General features: G+C 68.5%; 5 protein-coding genes. 4 read left to right on the forward strand and 1 reads right to left on the reverse strand.

Translation table 11 applies throughout. The features are described from left to right. Positions 1 to 38: 38 nt before the first annotated feature. A complete protein-coding gene (locus Srubr_RS18900) occupies positions 39 to 3308 on the reverse strand; it encodes a type I restriction-modification system subunit M (RefSeq protein ID WP_189999240.1) in 3270 nt (1089 codons plus the stop codon). Between the two features lie 494 nt (positions 3309 to 3802). Between Srubr_RS18900 and pglW the strand changes: the two genes are divergently transcribed. The 4 genes from pglW (at position 3803) to pglZ (ending at position 19153) form a co-directional block, all read left to right on the forward strand. Next, positions 3803 to 8491: a BREX system serine/threonine kinase PglW gene (gene pglW, locus Srubr_RS18905; protein ID WP_189999238.1), complete on the forward strand. Its 4689-nt coding sequence runs from the start codon at positions 3803 to 3805 to the stop codon at positions 8489 to 8491. Between the two features lie 62 nt (positions 8492 to 8553). After that, a complete protein-coding gene (pglX, locus tag Srubr_RS18910; RefSeq protein ID WP_189999236.1) occupies positions 8554 to 12312 on the forward strand; it encodes a BREX-2 system adenine-specific DNA-methyltransferase PglX in 3759 nt (1252 codons plus the stop codon). 23 nt (positions 12313 to 12335) lie between these two features. Next, a complete protein-coding gene (gene pglY / locus Srubr_RS18915) occupies positions 12336 to 16235 on the forward strand; it encodes a BREX-2 system ATPase PglY (protein WP_189999228.1) in 3900 nt (1299 codons plus the stop codon). Beyond that, positions 16235 to 19153: a BREX-2 system phosphatase PglZ gene (gene pglZ / locus Srubr_RS18920; protein ID WP_189999226.1), complete on the forward strand. Its 2919-nt coding sequence runs from the start codon at positions 16235 to 16237 to the stop codon at positions 19151 to 19153. Before pglY ends, pglZ begins: the two co-directional genes overlap by 1 nt. Positions 19154 to 19216 lie beyond the last annotated feature (63 nt).

Genomic DNA, 19216 nt, shown 5'->3' on the forward strand with positions numbered 1-19216 from the left:
GAACGCGCCTCAAACCAGACGCATTCACCAGCTCAGCTCTAGGCCTGGGTCGTGTATGGGATTGTCAACTCGTGCTCCTCCAGGCTGCGCAGAACTGCCGTGCCATTCGAAATCTTATTAAGCAGGAACAGTTCCCGCGTGCGGCAGTCCGGGCACAGGCTGACCACGGCCAATGGCCATAGATCGATCGGGACGCCTGGCGGGGTGCCGTCGACATATATCCTGTCCGGCCGCAGAGGGTGGTCGATCGGCCGGCTAAACGGCTCCCAGCTCGGGTGGCTCCCTCGTAGCCTCAGGCCCACAGCCTGGAAGGAGGAATCATCGAGGTACTCACAGCGCTCCACCCAGAACCAGTCAGTGCTCGACAGCCAGTTGACTGAGTTGAGCGCCGAGACCACATACGGTTCGAGCTTTTCGACGTCCTCGTCGAGTTCGTGACTCCTGCGCACCCCGTGAGCGTGGTGGGAATTATTACGGAGATCCTTGATTTCCTTCAGCAGCGATAGCGTGACGCCGTGTTCACGGAGCGCGACGAGTTCCGGCAGCTGAGGCGTTGGGACCTCATCAATGAATCTCTTGATGAGTGTGGTCCAGGTGCCAAAGGTCGCCCCTTGACCGAAAGATTTGCGGAGAGAGCTGGAGAAGCTCCCGCGGTGCGCAATGAGTTCCTGCAAGGCAAGGACGCCCAGCGTGCGTGCCGTTCCTTCACCAAGCTTGAGCAGTCCGTCCTTCTTCTCGGCCGGGTGGGTGCTTACGCGGTAACGCCGCGCGAGAGCGGCTACGTGAAATGGATAGCTCGCCTCCGCACGCCACACGGGGTCGTCGAAAGGGCGCACCAATTGTCCGGCGAGGCGTGCCTCGCGGGCGATGAACCGGATGGACTGACGGATCTCCGCAACGCGTGTCTCGGGGCCGGCGAAGACGTTCGGCAAGATGCCGTCCGTCGCCATTCGCAGCGCATGACGGCCCTCCTGCACCTCTGCCAGTAGATCCTCGACCTCCGGGGCTGCGACCAACTCCACTGGTACGGGCGTGTCGAGCAGCTCTCGGGCTTGCGGGTAAGCCGCGTTGCCCTTACGGGAGTTGAGCCATTCACATAGCCCGCGACCGCTCCCCGGGGCGGGGTGCAGCACGAACAGCCGAGTGACTGCGTCACCGAACCCCGCAGGCAGAAGGCGCCAGTTACCAGAGCGCCCGACCAAGTCGCCGCCCGTGCACGGTGTCAGTTCGGAGTCATCCAGTTCCGCATCCGGCAGTTCCAAGGCCGAGTCGACACTATGCAGGTAGGACGCCGTGAGGTGCTTGGGCGGGATGGACTCTGCCTCACCACGTCGCGGACGGCGCAGCTTGACACGCACTGTCTCCAGCTGTGCGAAGGCACGCAGCGGCCTGAACTCCCCGTCAAGCTCCGCGACATAGAAGAGCGAAGACCGGATGGCGCACCCGATCCGGGTCTTCGCATGATCGAGCCAGGCATCTGGAGCGTAGGGCAACACCTCTTTGCGGAAGTATTCCTCAGGATCGTCCCGCAACGGCACGACGACCAGGTCACGCAACTCCGGATCAGGTTCCGTCACACCCCGGCGCTGCTGCACTTCTCCTTGGTCATCACGCACCCCGATAGCGTTTCGGACGCTCCTTTCGAAGGCGGCACCTCGCGGCCAGGTCTGGCCCACGGTCGCGACCGCGTGCTGCAGTGCCGAGAAGGCGTCTGAGCTGGTGGTCCAGGACGTTCCGACGAGCCCACGCAGCGCGTCAACCAGCTTCTCGGGGTGGTCCCCTCGTTGGATCGGCCGCAGGGAGGAGAGCTGCTGCAAGCCGTCGGCGGTGAGTTCGAAGCGCAAGCGCAGCGGGCGCTCGATGACAATCTGCCGGTACAGCAGGTCCTCGTTCCGCACGACACTCACCTGGTCGCGGGGAGACCCGCCGACCGGAGCCGACAGCGCCTCTTCGTAGAGCCGGACGATCTTGTCGAGTTGATCGGGGCCGAGGTACTTCCGCTTGCTGCCGGATGACTGCCGCGTCTTCTGCCAGTGGTCCTGCGCCTTGACCAGGGCCACCCTGCCCCTATGCGCCGACTTCTTGCGATTACTCAGGACCCATAGGTACGTACTGACGCCGGTGTTGTAGAAGAGTTGGTCAGGCAAGGCGACGATGCCCTCGAGCCAGTCGTTCTCGACAATCCATCGCCGGACGTCGGACTCACCCAGGCCAGTGGCTCCCCCCTGCATGGGAGAGCCACTGAAGAGGACCACGACACGACTGCCACCACCACCGGAAGCGTCCACCGGCTTCATCTTCGCCAGCATGTGCTGAAGGAAGAGCAGCGATCCGTCGCTGACACGCGGCAGTCCCGCACCGAACCGTCCTGCATGGCCCAGCCCATGCTCGTCGCGGACCTGTTGCTCAACGTGCTTCCAGCTGAGGCCGAACGGAGGGTGCGCCAACAGGTAGTCGAAGCTCTGGTCCTTGAAGAGGTCCTCCCGCAGGACGTTCCCGAAGAGGATCTGTCCCGGATCACGTCCGCTCATTAGCATGTTGGAGCCAGCGACAGCCCAGGTCTCGGCGTTGATCTCCTGGCCGTACAGGGACACGTGCGCCAAGGGGTTGGCGGTCTCGATGCGCTCGGCCACCTCCTCAAGGAGTCCGCCCGTCCCGCAGGCCGGGTCGTGGACCGTGCGGAGCACGCCGGAAAGCGTGAGCTCATGCTGATCGGGCCGCAGCAACAGTGCAGACATCAGCCGGCCGACGTCACGTGGGGTGACGTGCTCGTCGGTGCCAGTCCCTCCTGCCTGGTCGACAGAGCGCCGTACGAGGTCCTCGAACACAAACCCCATGTCGCCGGCGGAGAGGGGTGCCCCCAGGTGCATGGAGACGAATCGGCTGACGACGGCATACAGCAGCCCAGCGTGGTGCAGCCGTTCGACGGTGCGGTCGAACTCGAAGCGCCGGAACACGTCCCTGACGTTCTCGGAGTAACCGAGCACGTACTCACGCAGCAACGCCACCGAGTTACTCGGGTCGGCGACGACAGCATCCAGGGCGTAGCGACTGGTGTTGAAAAAGGGATGGCCAGAGGCGCGGCGCAGCGCAAAATCCCGGAACGAGTCCGAATGTACACCCTTGTCCGCCAATTCAGCCGAGGTGGCCAGCACCTCCTGGCGCGTGGGTCCGAGCAGGCAATCCAAGCGCCGCAGTACGGTGAACGGCAATACAACGCTGCCATACTCAGATGTCTTGAAGTCCCCGCGAAGAAGATCCGTGAGCGACCAGATATGCCTGGAAAGCTGCGTCCTTGAATCGCTCATGGCATCCCCCTCGGGCCACCCGGCCCCTCCTGCACTCAAGGCCGATCTTCACACAGTCATGGGATCTTACGCAGGGGGCATCACCGTGACGGCCCGCGCCCGCCAATCAGCCACTGCCGCTCCCTCGGCAGCAACCGGCAGAACATGGAGCCGACCTGGCATGGCCGCGTCAGCAAGGGCTACGACGCAAAGCCATGCTGTCACCGGGCACGGCGTGATCGCCCACCCGACACCCACCGCTTCATCCGCACACGCATCGACTCGGCGCTGCTGCGGCTTGAATCGCCATGGTCCGCCCGGCCGAATCCGCTCACGGTGCGCACTGCCCCGTTCCATCGCCAGCAGGTCTGGGTCACAGGGCCTCTGTCGCAGCACGCTCAGGCCGCTCTTCGTGTCAGTGTCACCCTTTAGGATTCGGTCCGAGGGTTGAGCTGTGCTTCCTGAACGCGTCGGCAGGAACTACGGCAGGCATACAGACACGGACGGGGAGCCGCATGCTGGAAGACCGGTGGACGACGGTCACCGTGTCCGAGTATGAGCACGAGCGTCGTGGTCTTGAGGCGATCCGCCGCCGTCTGCCGGACGAGGAGCCGTGGCGCGCCTGGGCGAACTTCATGTTCACCGCGAACAGCGGGCACGTCCGTGAGGTCGATCTTCTGGTGGTAGCGCCGGCCGGAGTGTTCCTGGTCGAGTTGAAAGACTGGCACGGCTCGGTCCACGGCGGCGGCAACGACTGGGTGCAGACCACACCCAGTGGGACCAGCCGTCGGCACGGCAACCCGCTGCACCTGGCGAACCGGAAGGCCAAAGAGCTGTCGGGCCTGATCAACGGCGTCTCCGGTCGGCCCGCGCACCGAACGAAGATCTGGGTGGGCGAGGCTGTCTGCTTCACCGACGACAAGCTCCAGGTGAAGCTACCGGCTGCCGACATGAACGGCGTGTTCACGGTCAAGCAGCTGGTGGAGATGCTGGCCGTTCCGCCGGGAGACGCCCGCTACCAAATCACAGCCGAGGCATCCCGCTTTGTCGATGCAGCCCTGAAAAAGCTCCGTATCGCACCGATCCGCCGCCAGCACGAGGTGGGCTCCTACCTCCTCGATGCGAAGGCGTTCGACTCCGGGCCGACCTGGGCCGACTATCTGGGACGCCATTCCCAGCTGCACGACCTGGCACGGGTGCGGGTCTTCCTCAGCGAACGCGGTGCCTCGGACGACGAGCGGCGCTCGGTGGAGCGAGCCGCCGCCCGCGAGGCGTCGGTACTCAGCCGTTTTCGTCATCCCGGTGCGGTACGGCTGAAGAACTATCTGCCGTCGGGGCATCCCGCCGGGCCCGCCATCCTCTTCGACTACCACCCGGAGACGCTACGCCTGGACGACTACCTGGTCCAGCACGGTGAGGGTCTCGACCTGCGGGGGCGCCTCGCGCTGGTGCGGCAGCTTGCCGAGACGGTGCGCTCCGCGCACTCCCGGCGGGTCCACCACCGTACGCTGTCGGCGCACGCGGTGCATGTGATTCCGCGCGACCGCGGCCCACGCGGGCGGGAGCTCGGCGAAGAGCAGCGCTGGCTGCGTCCGTGGACACAGATCGCGGACTGGCAGATCGGCACTGGACAAAGCTCCAGCCGCGGCCGCCCACTGACCCTGGCCCCAACCAACGTGACGAGGCTCCATGTCGCGGACCAGGCCGATCCATATCTGGCTCCGGAGCTGAGGATTCCGAAGGCCGATCCAGTGCGCCTCGATGTGTACGGGCTCGGCGTGCTCACGTATCTGCTGGTGACCGGGCAAGCGCCTGGCGCGAGCCAGAGCGAGGTCATGGCACGTCTGGAGGCCGGCGAGAGTCTGCGTCCAAGCGCGCTCGTCGACGGTCTCAATCCGGACATCGACGATCTGGTGGAGGCATCCACCGCGTACGAACCAGGTCGGCGTCTGTCCACGGTCGACGACTTTCTGGAAATGCTGGAGTACGTCGAGCAGGCATTCGTCGAGGAAGTCCCGGGCGGCGGAGACGCGGCTGCGGTCGCGGGCGGAGACGGCGGTTCAGCCGCAGGCGCGGGCGAGGAAAGATCCGAGCCGGAGAAGGACCCGCTGGAGGCCGTGGCCGGGGACGTACTGGCCGGACGCTGGGAGGTCGTGCGCCGCCTCGGTACAGGCTCGACCGCGCGGGCCTTCCTGGTGCGGGATCTGGAGGGCGAGCCTCGGCGCAGCGGCGGCCTGCCGGTGGCAGTGCTGAAGGTCGCGCTGAGCGAGGCCAAGCATGCTGTCCTGGATCGTGAGGCGGAGGTCCTGGGCCGTATCCACAGGGACTCCAGCATCATTTCGCTGTACGAGCCGCAGCCTCTGACATTGGCTGGGCGCCGGGTCCTGGTCCTGGAGTACGTGGGCGACAGCCGGGAGCTGAAGGACCAGGACGGCAGTGCGAGTAAGGGGCCGCGCCGCAGGGAGGACACCGTTGCCCGCCAGCTGCGGGACAACGGCCGTTTGGGCATGGACCAGCTGGAGGCGTACGGGAAGTACCTCTTCGGTGCTGTGGAGCACTTGGAGGCGGAGGGGATCTGGCACCGGGACCTGAAGCCGGACAACATCGCGATCCGGGTCCGCCCCAACGGCACCCGTCAGTTGGTACTGATCGACTTCTCGCTCGCCGGGTACCCGGCGAAGGAGATCGAGGCGGGCACCGAGGGCTATCTCGACCCGTTCGTGGGCGTCATCACGCGCGGCTCGTACGACGGGTACGCCGAGCGGTACGCGCTGGCCGTGACGCTGCATGAGATGGCGTCGAACGAGCTGCCCCGCTGGGGTGACGGATCGGTCACGGCCCGGCAGACGGACGCGAAGGAGTGGCCGTACCCGCAGCTCGCGGCCGATGCCTTCGAACCGGCTGTCCGGGACGGCCTGGTGGCGTTCTTCCGGAAGGCGCTGGCCCGGGATGTGAAGGACCGCTTCCCGGACCTCAAGCCGATGGAGCGTGCCTGGCAGCGGATCTTCCTGGACGCACAGCAGACGACGGCGCCGAGCACCGGTCACGGTGAGAAGTCGGGGCGCGGAGCGAAGGGCGGCACAGACACGGTCGCCGGGTCGGCGGCGCAGCCGCGGATCGGGCGGGAGGACGACGACGTCTCCGCCGAGCAGGTCCGCGACCAGCAGGCCGAGCGCGCCGACCGGAAGACGCCGCTGTCGGTGGCGGGTCTGACGGTCGCTGCGCAGTCGCAGCTGTTCGCGATGGGGCTGAACACCGTCGGGGACGTCCTGGAATACTCGGCGAGGAAGTTCCTCACCGCGCCGGGCATGGGCTCGCGCACCCGGGAGGAGATCCAGCGCCGGCAGAAGGAGTGGAACGCGCGCCTGGGCAAGGCGGCTCCCGCGCCGCTCAGCGCGGAGGCCCGCAAGGCGGCGGGGCAGGAGCTCTCCGACCTGGAGCGGGCGGTCGCGGAGTCGGCCGCCGCCGACGGGGACGGCGCCGACCCGCAGGTGCTGGGCGGCCTGAGCCTGGACGCGCTCGCCGCCCGTCTCGTACCGAAGCCATCCAGCGGTAGTGCCCGCTCCAATGCCAAGGAGCGCGAAGCAATCCGGCTGCTGCTGCGGCTGCCCGACGAGACAGGGACGCTGCCCGGGGGCCTGGCCTGGGTCCGGCAGCGGGACGTCGCCGATGCGGTGGGCCTGACCGCGGGCCGGATTCCGCAGATCGTGAAGAAGGCGCGCGAGCGCTGGTACAAGGACGCGGCTCTGGGGCTGCTGCGTGAGCAGGTGGTGAAACTTCTGGCTGAGCGCGGCCGGGTGGCCCCGGTGATCGAGCTCGCCGACGCCCTCATCGCCCGGCGCGGCACCCAGCACGTGGAGCGGCGCGACCGGCGTGCACTCGCCCTGTCGCTGCTGCGTGCGGTGGTCGAAAGAGAGAACTACGACAACGAGTCCCCGCCGCTCTTCCGCTACTTCCACGCCCGCATGCCCAAGGGCGCCGATCCGGTACTCGGCCTGCTCGCCCTGGATGTCCGGGAGGACGTGGACGGTCCGGACACCCCGGCGCTGCCCGCCCTGCAGGAGTACGCGCTGAACCTGGGCGTGCGGGCCGACCGGCTCGCGGCGCTTGAGTCCCTGCCGACAGCGAGCACGGTCCTCACCGAGCTGGACGCGGTGCGACGGCCACCGGGCAGCCTGGGCTGGGACGAGCGGCGGACGGCCGAGATCGCGGTCGCCGCCTCCACCCGGGCCGCGCTCACCCCGCGGTTGGAGATCTACCCGCGCGACCTGGACCTTGTGCGTGCGCTGCGGATCACCCAGGCCGGCGTGGTCGCCCTGCAGCCGGGTGTCGAGGAGGAGCGGCAGCCGGGCCTGACGGTGGACGCGCTGCACAAGCGGGTCGCGACCCGCTTCCCCGACCTGGGCACCGATCCGCTGGCGCCGCGCGAGCTGCCCACGGGCAGCGCCCTGGTCCGCGCCCTGAAGCAGGCGGGCTTCGAGCTGAAACTGGCCACCCGCTACGACAAGGTGCTCCGGCTCGTCCCGGACCGCCCCTCCGGGGACGCCACTGCCGGGCTGACCTCGGCGAGCTGGGGTGCCTCGGCTGCGCGCCGCTCGGCCCCCACCCAGTACGACGCGGACGCTGCCGTCGCCGCTGCCGTCAAGGCTGAACAGCGGCTTACGCACTCGGCACGGCAGGACGGCTTCCGGGTCCTGACCGTGCCCCAGCGGCGCGCCGAGGACGCGGTGCGGCGGCTGGCCGGCGAGCCATACGGGGCTCGGCCGGTGTCGGTGACCGCACTGTTCGTGGCCGAACTGCGCGGCGTGGTCGGCGAGGCTGCCCGGCCGACCTGGGAGACCGTCCTCAAGGCGGACGCCGCCGAGCCGGGTAGTCGGGCTCACCAACAGCTGCGCATACGCACCGACAAGGCGTGGGGGCGGGTCGAGCCGCAGCTGCGGGAGCTGCTGGCGGAGGCCGCTGGTCCGCTGTTGCTCACCGACACTGCGGTGCTGGCTCGCTATGACGCGTTCGATCTGATCGGGCGGCTCGCGGAGGGGGCTCGGCAGGGCGGCAGCCCGCTGTGGCTGCTCGTCGCCCAGTCCGATCCGGCACGGGCGCCACGGTTGGCCGGGCAGAGTGTCCCGTACCAGGCGGGATTCGACGAGTGGATCGTCGTGCCTGACGCCTGGGTGGCACGCAAACACCTTGAGCCGGACGCCTGACCCACCCCTTCTCCTGACCTGGCCTTCTTCCATCCTCTCGCTTTTCTCCACAGGAGCCGTTGGTGATCGACCGCAAGATCCTCCTCGCCGATCTACAGAAGCAGGTCAAGGCGGCAGAGATCGATCTGGAACAGCAGGTCAAAGCCATCCCCGAGGTCGGGACGCGGCTGCGCGGCGAGTATGAGCAGGCCCGGAAGCTGGGCCGTACGTCGGCAACATGGAGCGCCTGGCTCGGCGAGCGGATCACCCAGGTCGCGGTGGCCTGGGTCCTCGGCACGGTCTTCGTGCGGTTCAGCGAGGACAACCGGCTGATCGCCGAGCCTTACATCACCTCCCCCGACGTGGCAGGGCGGGAGATCGCCCAGGCTCGGTTCGAGGAGTATCTGGAGAAGGACGCCGACCCGACATACCGAGGGTGGCTGGAGACAGCGTTCGCCGAGTTGGGCGCCGGACAGGCCGGGCGGCTGCTCTTCGACCGCGACCACAACCCGCTCTACCAGATCCCGCTCTCGCACGACGGCGCCGGCGCGCTGCTCGCCTTCTGGCGGGAGCAGCGCGCCGGTGAGGTCAACGGGGGCGAAGGGGCGAACGGTCCGGTCCTCGTACACGACTTCAGTGACCCGCTGGGCGAGGACGGCACCGAGGGCTGGGACACCCGGTTCCTGGGCGACCTGTACCAAGACTTGAGCGAGGCGGCCCGCAAGACGTACGCGCTGCTGCAGACGCCGGAGTTCGTGGAGGAGTTCATCCTCGACCGGACGATGACCCCGGCAGTGCGGGAGTTCGGCTTCGAAGAGCTGAAGATGATCGATCCGACCTGCGGGTCCGGCCACTTCGTGCTCGGTGCGTTCCGGCGACTGGTGCGAATGTGGGCTGAGCAGCGGCCCGAGGTTGGCGCTTACGAGCGGGTACGAGCGGCCCTGCACTCGGTGCATGGGGTGGACCTCAACCCGTTCGCGGTCGCAGTGGCCCGTTTCCGGCTCCTGGTCGCGGCGATGGCCGCGAGCGGCATGCGGACCTTCGAGGAGGCGCGGCGCTACGAGTGGCCCATCCAGCTCGCGGTCGGCGACTCGCTCATCAAGGACCGGCAGCTGGAGCTGCAGTTGGGGCTCGCCCTTGAGGAGGAGGGCGGCAGCGCGGCCGGTGACCCGCTGGCCGACTTCTCGTACGCGACGGAGGACGTGCACGAGCACCCCGGAATCCTGGAGCAGGGGCGCTATCACGTGGTCGTGGGCAACCCGCCTTACATCACGGTCAAGGACAAGCAGCTCAACCAGCTGTACCGGGAGCTGTACGACGCGTGCGCGGGGACGTACGCGCTGTCCGTCCCCTTCGCCCAGCGGTTCTTCGAACTGGCCAAGCGAGGCGGAGCCGATGGAGACGGTTACGGCATGGTCGGCCAGATCACGGCGAACTCCTTCATGAAGCGAGAGTTCGGCACGAAGCTCATCGAGGAGTACTTCGCGCACAAGGTCGAACTCACCGAGGTCATCGACACGTCGGGGGCGTACATCCCGGGGCACGGGACACCGACGGTTATCCTCGTGGGCCGGCCGAGGGACGGATCGAAGCGACAGATGACGGTCCGGACGGTGCGCAGCGTGCAGGGAGAGCCTGCGGCGCCGGCGAAGCCCGAGGAAGGGCAGGTCTGGACGGCGATCGTGGAACAGGTCGACCGGCCGGGAAGTGGGGGGCATTGGGTTTCGGTGGACGACCTGACGCGGGATCGGTACTTTGGGAAACAGCCGTGGATCTTGGCGGACGGCGGCCTGGAGATGATCGAGCAGTTGGGGAAAAGTGCCGCACTGACCCTGACTCAGGTAATTCAGTCAGCAGGTCGCACAACCAAGTCCGGAGGAGACGACGTCTACTTCTTGCCCGATAACACGGCAGCCGCTCGACTAGGAATCCAGGAGAATGTTCGACCTCTGGCCACAGGCAACGCAGTCCGAGATTATGTGATTTGGGATCTCGTAACGGTTGTGAACCCTTACGAGGATTCAACCAACTCACATTCCGTCGCCGACACCACTCCTCTCGTGGCGCGCTACCTGTGGCCGCACCGTCGGGTCCTGAGTCAGCGTCTCCTGTTCGGCAAGACCATCGTTGAGCACGGAAAGCCCTGGCATGCCCACCTAGAGAGCTACCCCGAAAAGCTCAGGAATCCCAAGGGGATCACTTTCGCGTTCGTTGCGACTCACAATCACTTCGCTTTTGATCGTGACGGAACCCTCTTCGGCAGCACGGCCCCTGTTATCAAGTTGCGGGAGGGGGCGACGGAGGAGGAGCATGTGCAGCTGCTTGGTCTGCTCAATAGCTCCACGGCCGGGTTCTGGCTCAAGATGGTGAGCCAGGCGAAGGGTGGTAGTGGCCTGGGGCGCGGGATTCAGAGTGAAGCCTGGGAGGAGCGCTACGAGTTCACGGGGACCAATCTGGAAGATTTCCCCCTCCCCGCCGAATTCCCGACTGCCCTCGCCACCGAGCTTGACGCCCTCGCCCAGCAGCTCTCCGCCACAACCCCCGCCGCCCTCGCCACCGAGGCCACCCCCACCGCCACCGCCCTCCGCGAAGCTCAGGCCCGCTACAACTCCACCCGCGCTCGCATGATCGCCCTCCAGGAGGAGCTGGACTGGCAGGTGTACTCCCTCTACGACCTTCACTCCGAGGATCTGCGCCTGCCCGACACCTCCGCCGTGCCCGAACTCGCCCTCGGCGAGCGTGCCTTCGAGATTGTGCTCGCTCGACGGGTCGCGGCCGGTGAAGCCAGTGGCGAGTGGTTCAAGCGACACGGCTCGACGCCCGTCACGGACATCCCCACGCACTGGCCCGCCGACTATCAGACGCTCGTACGGAGGCGAATCGAGGTCATCGAGTCGAACCGTGCCATCGGGATGGTCGAGCGCCCGGAGTACAAGAGGCGCTGGGCCACGGAGGGCTGGGACACGATGCGGCAGAAGGCGCTGAGGTCCTGGATGCTCGACCGGGTCGAGGACCGCGCGCACTGGTTCGACGCCAGCGGCAATCCCACCGTCACCACCCTCGCCCGCCTTGCCGAGAACCTCTCCGCCGACGAGGACTTCACGTCCGTTGCCGAGCTGTACGCACCCCGGCAGGACCTCGTGCAGATCGTGCGGGAGTTGCTGTCCGAGGAGCATGTGCCGTTCGTGTCCGCGCTGCGGTACAAGCCGACCGGGCTGAAGAAGCGTGCCGACTGGGAGCAGGTCTGGGAGTTGCAGCGGGAGGAGGACGCGGCGCCCGACGAGCCCGCCAAGCGGAAGGTCCGTGAGCGGACGCCCGTGCCGCCGAAGTACACCTCGGCGGACTTCCTGAAGCCGAGCTACTGGCGTGCGCGCGGCAAGCTGGATGTGCCCAAGGAGCGGTTCGTGTCCTATGGCACGGTCAACGCGCAGTCGCCGGAGCTGTACGGATGGGCCGGCTGGGATCACCTGGAGCAGGCCCTCGCACTCGCCTCGTACATCCAGCAGGCCGGGCTCAGCGACGACGACCTCGTGCCTTACCTGGCCGGACTGCTTGAGCTGCAGCCGTGGTTGGAGCAGTGGCATGGCGAGTATGACCCGGAGTTCGGGGCGTCACCGGCCGCCGAGATCCTGGCGTTCAGGCAGCAGAAGCAGGGCGAGCTCGGGCTGACCGACGATGCACTGCGGGCCTGGCGTCCGTCGGCCGCCAGCCGTGGACGCGGCGCGTCGAAGGCCGCCGCATCGAGAACGCGCACGGGCACGAAGGCCGCCGTCCAGACGTCCGTCATCGACGCCGGCAACGACACCGGCACCGAGGCCGTAAGCGGCGCAGAGTACGCCTGAGCAGGGCGAGGAGCAGACACACCATGGCGTTCATGAACAGGAACAATCCTCGTCCCGAGGACCGGCCGCTGCTTCGGGAGCTGATCGACATCCCGGAGTCGGTGTCCACCTCCGACTTCGTGTTGAAGCTGAACGAAGCGGTCATGCCCGAGGGGGCCGAAGCGGCGCTGAGGGACTACGTCGTCACCGACCGGCTGCTCGGGAACTTCGACGAAGCCCTCGACCTGATCAAGTCCGCGCTGGACAGCCGCTCGTCGAAGGCTGCCTATCTACATGGCTCGTTCGGTTCCGGTAAGTCGCACTTCATGGCCGTGCTCTACGCGCTGTTGTCGCACAACCAGGCCGCTCGGGCGCGCGGCGACCTCGACCCAGTACGGGCCCGGCACGCCTGGCTGGATGAGGACGACCGGAAGTTCCTGCTGGTGCCTTACCACATGCTGGGCTCCAAGTCGCTGGAGCAGCGCGTGCTCGGCAAGTACGTGGAGCACGTACGGAAACTCCACCCTGGCTGCGCGCTGCCGCAGGTCTACCGGACCGACGGGCTCTTCGAGGACTTCGCCGAGCAGCGTCGTCGTCACGGTGACGAGCGGGTGATTGAGCAGCTCGCCGATGCCGGCGACGGCCAGGAGGACGAGTGGGGTGACTCCTTCGCCTGGACATCCGAGCTGCTGGACCAGGCGGTGAACGCGCCGGAGGAGCACGAGAACACCAAGGACCTCGATCTGGAGAACCCTTCCACGCCGCGGGAACTGCGGGCCCGTCTCGTGCAGGACCTCACTCAGACTCTGTTCCCGTCGTTCTCGCGTAACGCCTCCGAGGATGCCGACGGGTTCGTCTCGCTGGACAAGGGTCTCGGCATCATCGCCGCGCACGCCAAGTCCCTTGGCTACGACGGTCTCGTCCTCTTCATGGACGAGCTGATCCTGTGGCTGGCCTCCCGTATCCACGACCAGAAGTTCGTCTCCCGCGAGGCCGACAAGATCACGAACTTCGTGGAGGGCGGTGACGAACGGCGCGCCATCCCGGTGGTGTCGTTCATCGCCCGCCAGCGCGACTTGCGTGAGCTGGTCGGCGAGGAGATGTCAGGGGCCGCCGAGGCCGCGGTCCAGGACAGTCTGAAGCTCAGCGGCGGGCGCTTCGACAAGATCGTCCTGGAGGACCGCAACCTCCCGCAGATCGCGCAGGCCCGCCTGCTCAAGCCCACCAGTCCGGAGGCCGAGGCGAAGGTGGAGGCGGCGTTCGCCGAGGCCAAGAGGCTCGGTCCGGACGTGTGGGACACCCTGCTCGGCCATGACAAGTCCACCACCGGCGCGGACGAGAGCGCGTTCAGGAGGACGTACCCGTTCCCGCCGGCGTTCATGGATACCCTGGTACACATCTCCGCGGCCCTGCAGCGCTCCCGTACTGGCCTGAAGCTGATGAGCCAGCTGCTCGTCGATCATCGCGACGACTGGCGGCTCGGACAGCTTGTGCCGTTGGGCGATCTGTACCCGGCGATCGCGGGCGGCGGCGACAAGGCGTTCAGCGGGGAGACCAGTGTTCACTTCGAGGCCGCCGACAAGCTGTACCGGGACAAGCTGCGACCGTATCTGCTGAAGACCAACCAGGTCACCGAGGACCAAGTCGAGGCGTACCGGCGCCGCCCCGAGACCCTCGGCGACCCGCAACTCGCGGCCCGCTGCCGCGACTTCACCGGTGACAATCGACTGCTCCAGACCCTGCTGCTGTCTGCGCTCGCGCCCAGTGTGCCCGCGCTGGCGGACCTCACCCTGGCACGGCTGCATGCCCTCAACCACGGCTCCATCACCACCCGCATCGCGGGGACCGAGGTCGGCCGGCTGGAGCAGAAGGCGAAGGAGTGGGCGGCGACCTTCCCCGAGATAAAGGTGACCGGTACCGGGCCGGGTGCTGTGGTGCGCCTGGAGCTCACCGGTGTCGACCTGGACGCGGTCCTCGCCAACGCCCAGGTCCACAACAACCAGAACAACCGGCGTGCCAAGATGCGCGGCCTGCTCAAGGAGGCGCTCGGCGTCAGCGACGGGCCTGGCGGCTTCGACGCGTACGACGTGCTCAACCTGGTGTGGAAGGGCACCGAACGGCAGGTCGAGGTTGTCTTCGGTAACGTCGCCGACGTCGACTCGCTGCCCGAGGCGACCCTGCGGCCCAGCCAGGAGGACGCCTGGCGGCTTGTCGTCGACTTCCCCTACGACGAGGGCGAGTTCGGGCCGATGGATGACCTGCAGCGGCTGCGTGCCCTACGGGAGAAGCCGGGTGGTGACTCGCGCACGCTGGCCTGGTTGCCCACTCACCTGACCGATGCTTCCCGCGGCGACTTCGAGCGCCTCGTCGTCATCGACAAAGCCCTCGCTGACGAGACCCGCTTCGACTCCGACTTCGCGCGCAGCCTCAACGCGGACGACAAGGAGCGCGCCAAGGGCATGCTCCAGTCGCAGCTCCTCATCCTCACCGAGCGCGTCAGCCAGGCGTTGCGGCAGGCGTACGGGCTCGCGCAGAAGCAGGAAGGGGTCGTCGACCTCAGCTTCGACACCCACCTGGTCGCCCAGCAGGACGTGCCCGACCTGCGGCTTCCGCTCGGCGCGACCTTGGATGCCGCCGCCCGCGACCTGGCCGGCAAGCTGCTCGCCCACCAGTACCCCGCCCACCCCGACCTGGACCCGGACGGCACGGGCAGGCCGGTGAAGCCTGCCGAGATCAAGACCGTCTTCGAGTATGTCCGCAAGGCCGCCGAGAACCGTGACGGCCAGACCGAGGTCGACGGCAAGGACCGCAAGACCATGGCGCGGATCGCGGGCGGCCTCGGGCTCGGCGCGATGCGGGAGGCGTACTACCGGCAGTCCACCGCCTGGCCCGATCACTTCAACGACCGAGCCCGCCGGAACGGCACCGCCGAGCCGACCCTGGTCAAGCTCTCCGACTGGAGCGACCTTCCCGAGCCGCGCGGACTGCCCGAGCCGCTGCGCCGGCTGCTCGCCGCCGCATACGCGGAGATGACCGACCGGGTGTGGGTGCGCGGCGGCGTCCCCGTCGAACCCGCGCCCGCACCGCACGAGCTGAAGGGCGACTACGCCCTGCGCGAGCAGCAACTGCCCACCGAGAGCGACTGGGCGGAGGCGCGCAAACGGTTCGAGACCATGCTCGGCGAGCAGGCGCCGCAACTGCGGCGCGGCCGGATCGTCAACCAGTTCGCCGCACAGATCAAGCAGGCCGCCGACTCACTCGGCCAGGACGCCGGACGGCTCGTCGGGGAACTGGAGAAGCACCGCGACTTCCTCCAGTTGAACGACGACTCCCCCCGGCTCGTCCTTGCCCGGCGGGCGCAGGAGCTGGTCAAGGAGGTGACGGAAGCGGGCATCGAGGCGAAGACCGTCGTGGACCGGCTCGCCCGCTTCCCTCTCGGCGACTTCTCCGCACACCGGTACGGCATGTCGTTGAAGAGCGCCGGGAAGGTCGCCAGCGCGCTGCAGAACACCAGCTGGGACCAGCTGGGTCTGGCCGACACCCTCGGCGTGGACGGCGCGGCCGTCCTGGAGCGGGTACGGGATGCTGCTGCTGGCGACCCGGGTGATTACCCCGACCTACCGGGCGTGCTGCACACCAGCTGCCGGGAAGTGCTGTCCCTGCTGAGGTTTCGCCAGAGCACGGCCGAGCGACCCCAGCCGTCGCCCACTCCGCCGCCGAGTTCCGACAGCGTGGACCTGAACGGCGGCTCCGCCCACCCGCAGGTGCTGCCGGAGCCGCCGCAGCAGCCGGGGCCGCGCACACCGTCCCGGTCCGTGGCCCGCTCCGGCGGCGGGCGGACTACCGCCGCCCGGGCCGCCGCCGAACTGCAGGCGGAGATCGCGGCGCTCGCGGCCGAGCACCCGAACGCCACCGTCGAGGTCATCTGGAAGGTCGTCGACTGATGTCCGACACGGTCACCACAGCCCCCGCGACCGTCGGCCCCGCCCGGCTGTCGGCAGGAACCGTCCGTCAGTACCTCGCCGCCCGCAGTCGGCTCGGTGACGGCACGGTCCGCGTACTGCTGCTGCGAGCCGCTCCCGTCTGGGACGGGCCCGCCGTGCAGCGTACGGCGGGCGGGCTGCAGGCACGGGTGGTCGTCGCACCCTCGGTGCTGGCCGTGCACGAGCAGATCCTGGGCCACCTGGACGCGCCGACTCCTCCCGACCCCAAAGTGCTGGTCGTCCTCACCGACCGCGAGGACACCGACCTCGACCCCGGGCTGCTCGCCCGCGTCTACGGCGGAAGGATCCGGTCCGTCGACAACTGGGAGGTCGTGCAGGAGGCGTTCGACGCGCGCCGCCTCGACGGGCGGCTGCGCAAGGAGACCTGGGCGGCCGAAGCGCTCCTTGACGCGGCGGCCAGCCGCGGTTGGCCCTCCCTCGGCAAAGGACTGCTGTCCCGAGACGAAGCCCTCACCCGACTGGCCCGGCGTCGGCTCCGGCTCGGCCGCCGTGACACGGACGCGCTGGGCGGGCCGGCCGCACACGACGACGGAGACCGCATCGACCCCATCACCCTGTTCCGGTGGACCCACATCCCAGGCGGCCCCGACCTCCTGCGCGACCTGCGCGGACCGGAACGGGCCGGCCTGGCCCGCTTCCTCGCCGAACCCGAACAGGCCGGCGCCGCCGGAAAGATCATCACCGCCCTGGTGGACGCCGACCACGGGGCGGACGCAGCCGCCTACGCGGTCGTCTGCGCGGCTCTGTGGGGGCACGCGGAGGCCGACCACGACCTGTACCGGGCGCGTGGGCGCGCCGAGCGATGGCTCGGCGACCAGCCCCCCGCCCAGGGCGACGACCTCGACCGACTCCTTACCTCCTTCGGGCAAAGCGGTGAGGCGTACGTCCGCGGTCTCATCGACCGGGGCGAACACCGGCTCGCCGACCCGGTCCTGAGCAGGGCCGCACAGCTCGTCACACAGTTCGGGGCGCAGACCGCCGCCGCTGCCAGTCCGCTGCTCGCCGCCGGACTCGATGCCCGCTTCACCGCCGCGGGTCGCGCCCTCGCCGACGGCGGTCCCGAGACGGTCACGGCTGCCATCACCGCGCTGGCCGAACACGCCCTGGCCGTCGACGGCGCCACCCAGGCCCGTATCGAACGGGTACGGATGGCAGCGCGGCTGCGGCGGTGGCTGGCGTCCCAGCCTGAAGTCGACATCGCCTCGGTGGCCGACGGCATCGCCCGCCAGATCCGCGAACTCGGCTGGGTGGACCGAGCCTTGGAACACCTGGACGCGGGCGGCGACGCAGATGACGCACTCGCCTACGCCTACAGCCGGATCGGCGAGCAGGTGCGCAGCAAACGTCGTGAGCTGGACCGCGCGTTCTCCGAGCGGCTCGCGGTGTGGACCGCAGATGGCACCGCCCCCGGCGCCATGCTCACCGTCGAGAGCTTCCTGGACCGGGTCGTCGCGCCCGTCGTGGACTGTCCCGGCCGGCGGCTTCTGCTCCTCCTCATCGACGGAATGAGTGCGGCCATCGCAGCCGAACTGGGTGAGGAACTGCACGCACACTGGTCCGAGTTCGACCCGCTGCCGGGAGCGGTCGGAGCACCGGTGAGGCGGGCCGTGGCGGCTGCGCTGCCCACTCTCACGACCGTTTCCCGCACCTCGCTGTTCGCCGGCACCCTGATGAAGGGCGACCAGAACGACGAGAAGCGGCTCTTCCCCCAGCACCCGTGCTGGAAGGGGGCCCCTGCGGCTGTCTTCCACAAGGACGATCTGCGCAGCCCCGACACCGGCTCGCCCTTCTCCACCGCCCTGGCTGAAGCGCTCGCCGACGAGCGCACCCATGTCGCGGTCGTCCTCAATACCGTCGACGACCGGCTCGCCAAGGAGCAGAAGCTCGGCGACGGCGCTTGGGAGATCAAGGAGATCGGCGGCCTGGAACCGCTGCTGCGGGCCGCCCGCGCCAACGGCATGACGGTGCTCCTCACCTCCGACCACGGCCATGTGGTCGAGCGACGCGGCAGCAAGATCGACTCGGCCGTCGGCGCCATGGGGTCGGCCCGTCACCGCGCCCCCGGCGGACCCCTCGCACCGGCCGAAATCGAGCTGTCCGGACCACGGGTGGTCTGGCCGGAGCCCGGATCGCGGATCGTCGCGCTGCGGGACCACGACGTCCGGTACACCGCGCTGAAGGCGGGCCACCACGGCGGGGCAACCCTCGCCGAGTTCACCATCCCCCTCCTCGCCCTACTGCCGTTCGGCGCGGAGCCACCTACGGGGTGGCGGGAGCTGGGCGACCTTACACCCGCATGGTGGGAGCAGGACAACGACGCCACCACCGGACTCGAGGCCGAGATTGAGACTGGAACCGATGCAGTCGCGGCACCCGAGGCCACCGCTGCACGCCCGAGCCGCAAGCGGGCTGGGAAGGCAGCCCCGCCCGTGACAGAGGGCGCTATCAGTCTCTTCGGCGAGGACGAGGTCGCACCCTCCGGATCACAGGAACCTGTCGCCCCTGTGGTGGAGCCTGCGGCCGTACCCGTCTCCGACCGAACGGAGGATCCTGCCACCGCACTGGTGGAACGCCTCCTGGCCACCGAGCTGTACCAGGCGCAGCTGGAACTGCTCGCCCGTGTGCCACGCGACAAGGCGGTCCTGCCGAAGGCTCTGGCCGCGCTGGTCGAAGCGGGCACCCTGCCCATGACCGCCCTGGCCGAACGCGCCGGCCAGCCCGCCACCCGTGCCCCCGGCCTGGCCGCGACCCTGGCCCAGCTTCTCAACTACGACGGGGCCCAGATCCTGGAGATTCTCCCCGACAACCGTACCCTGCGCCTGCACCGGGGCCGGCTGATCGAGCAGTTCGGACTGTGAACCGGGTGTCTGCGGCCATGCCGGGCGGTGTAGTCGGCCCGCCCGGCCGCTCCGGGCACCGGC

It is taken from the genome of Streptomyces rubradiris, from assembly GCF_016860525.1.
Taxonomy (GTDB): Bacteria; Actinomycetota; Actinomycetes; order Streptomycetales; family Streptomycetaceae; genus Streptomyces; species Streptomyces rubradiris.

Excerpts from the sequence above, each read along its gene's own strand:
- Srubr_RS18900 (WP_189999240.1), bottom strand. The coding sequence starts at position 3,308 with ATGAGCGATTCAAGGACGCAGCTTTCCAGGCATATCTGGTCGCTCACG.
- pglY (WP_189999228.1), top strand. The coding sequence starts at position 12,336 with ATGGCGTTCATGAACAGGAACAATCCTCGTCCCGAGGACCGGCCGCTG.
- pglW (WP_189999238.1), top strand. The coding sequence starts at position 3,803 with ATGCTGGAAGACCGGTGGACGACGGTCACCGTGTCCGAGTATGAGCAC.
- pglZ (WP_189999226.1), top strand. The coding sequence starts at position 16,235 with ATGTCCGACACGGTCACCACAGCCCCCGCGACCGTCGGCCCCGCCCGG.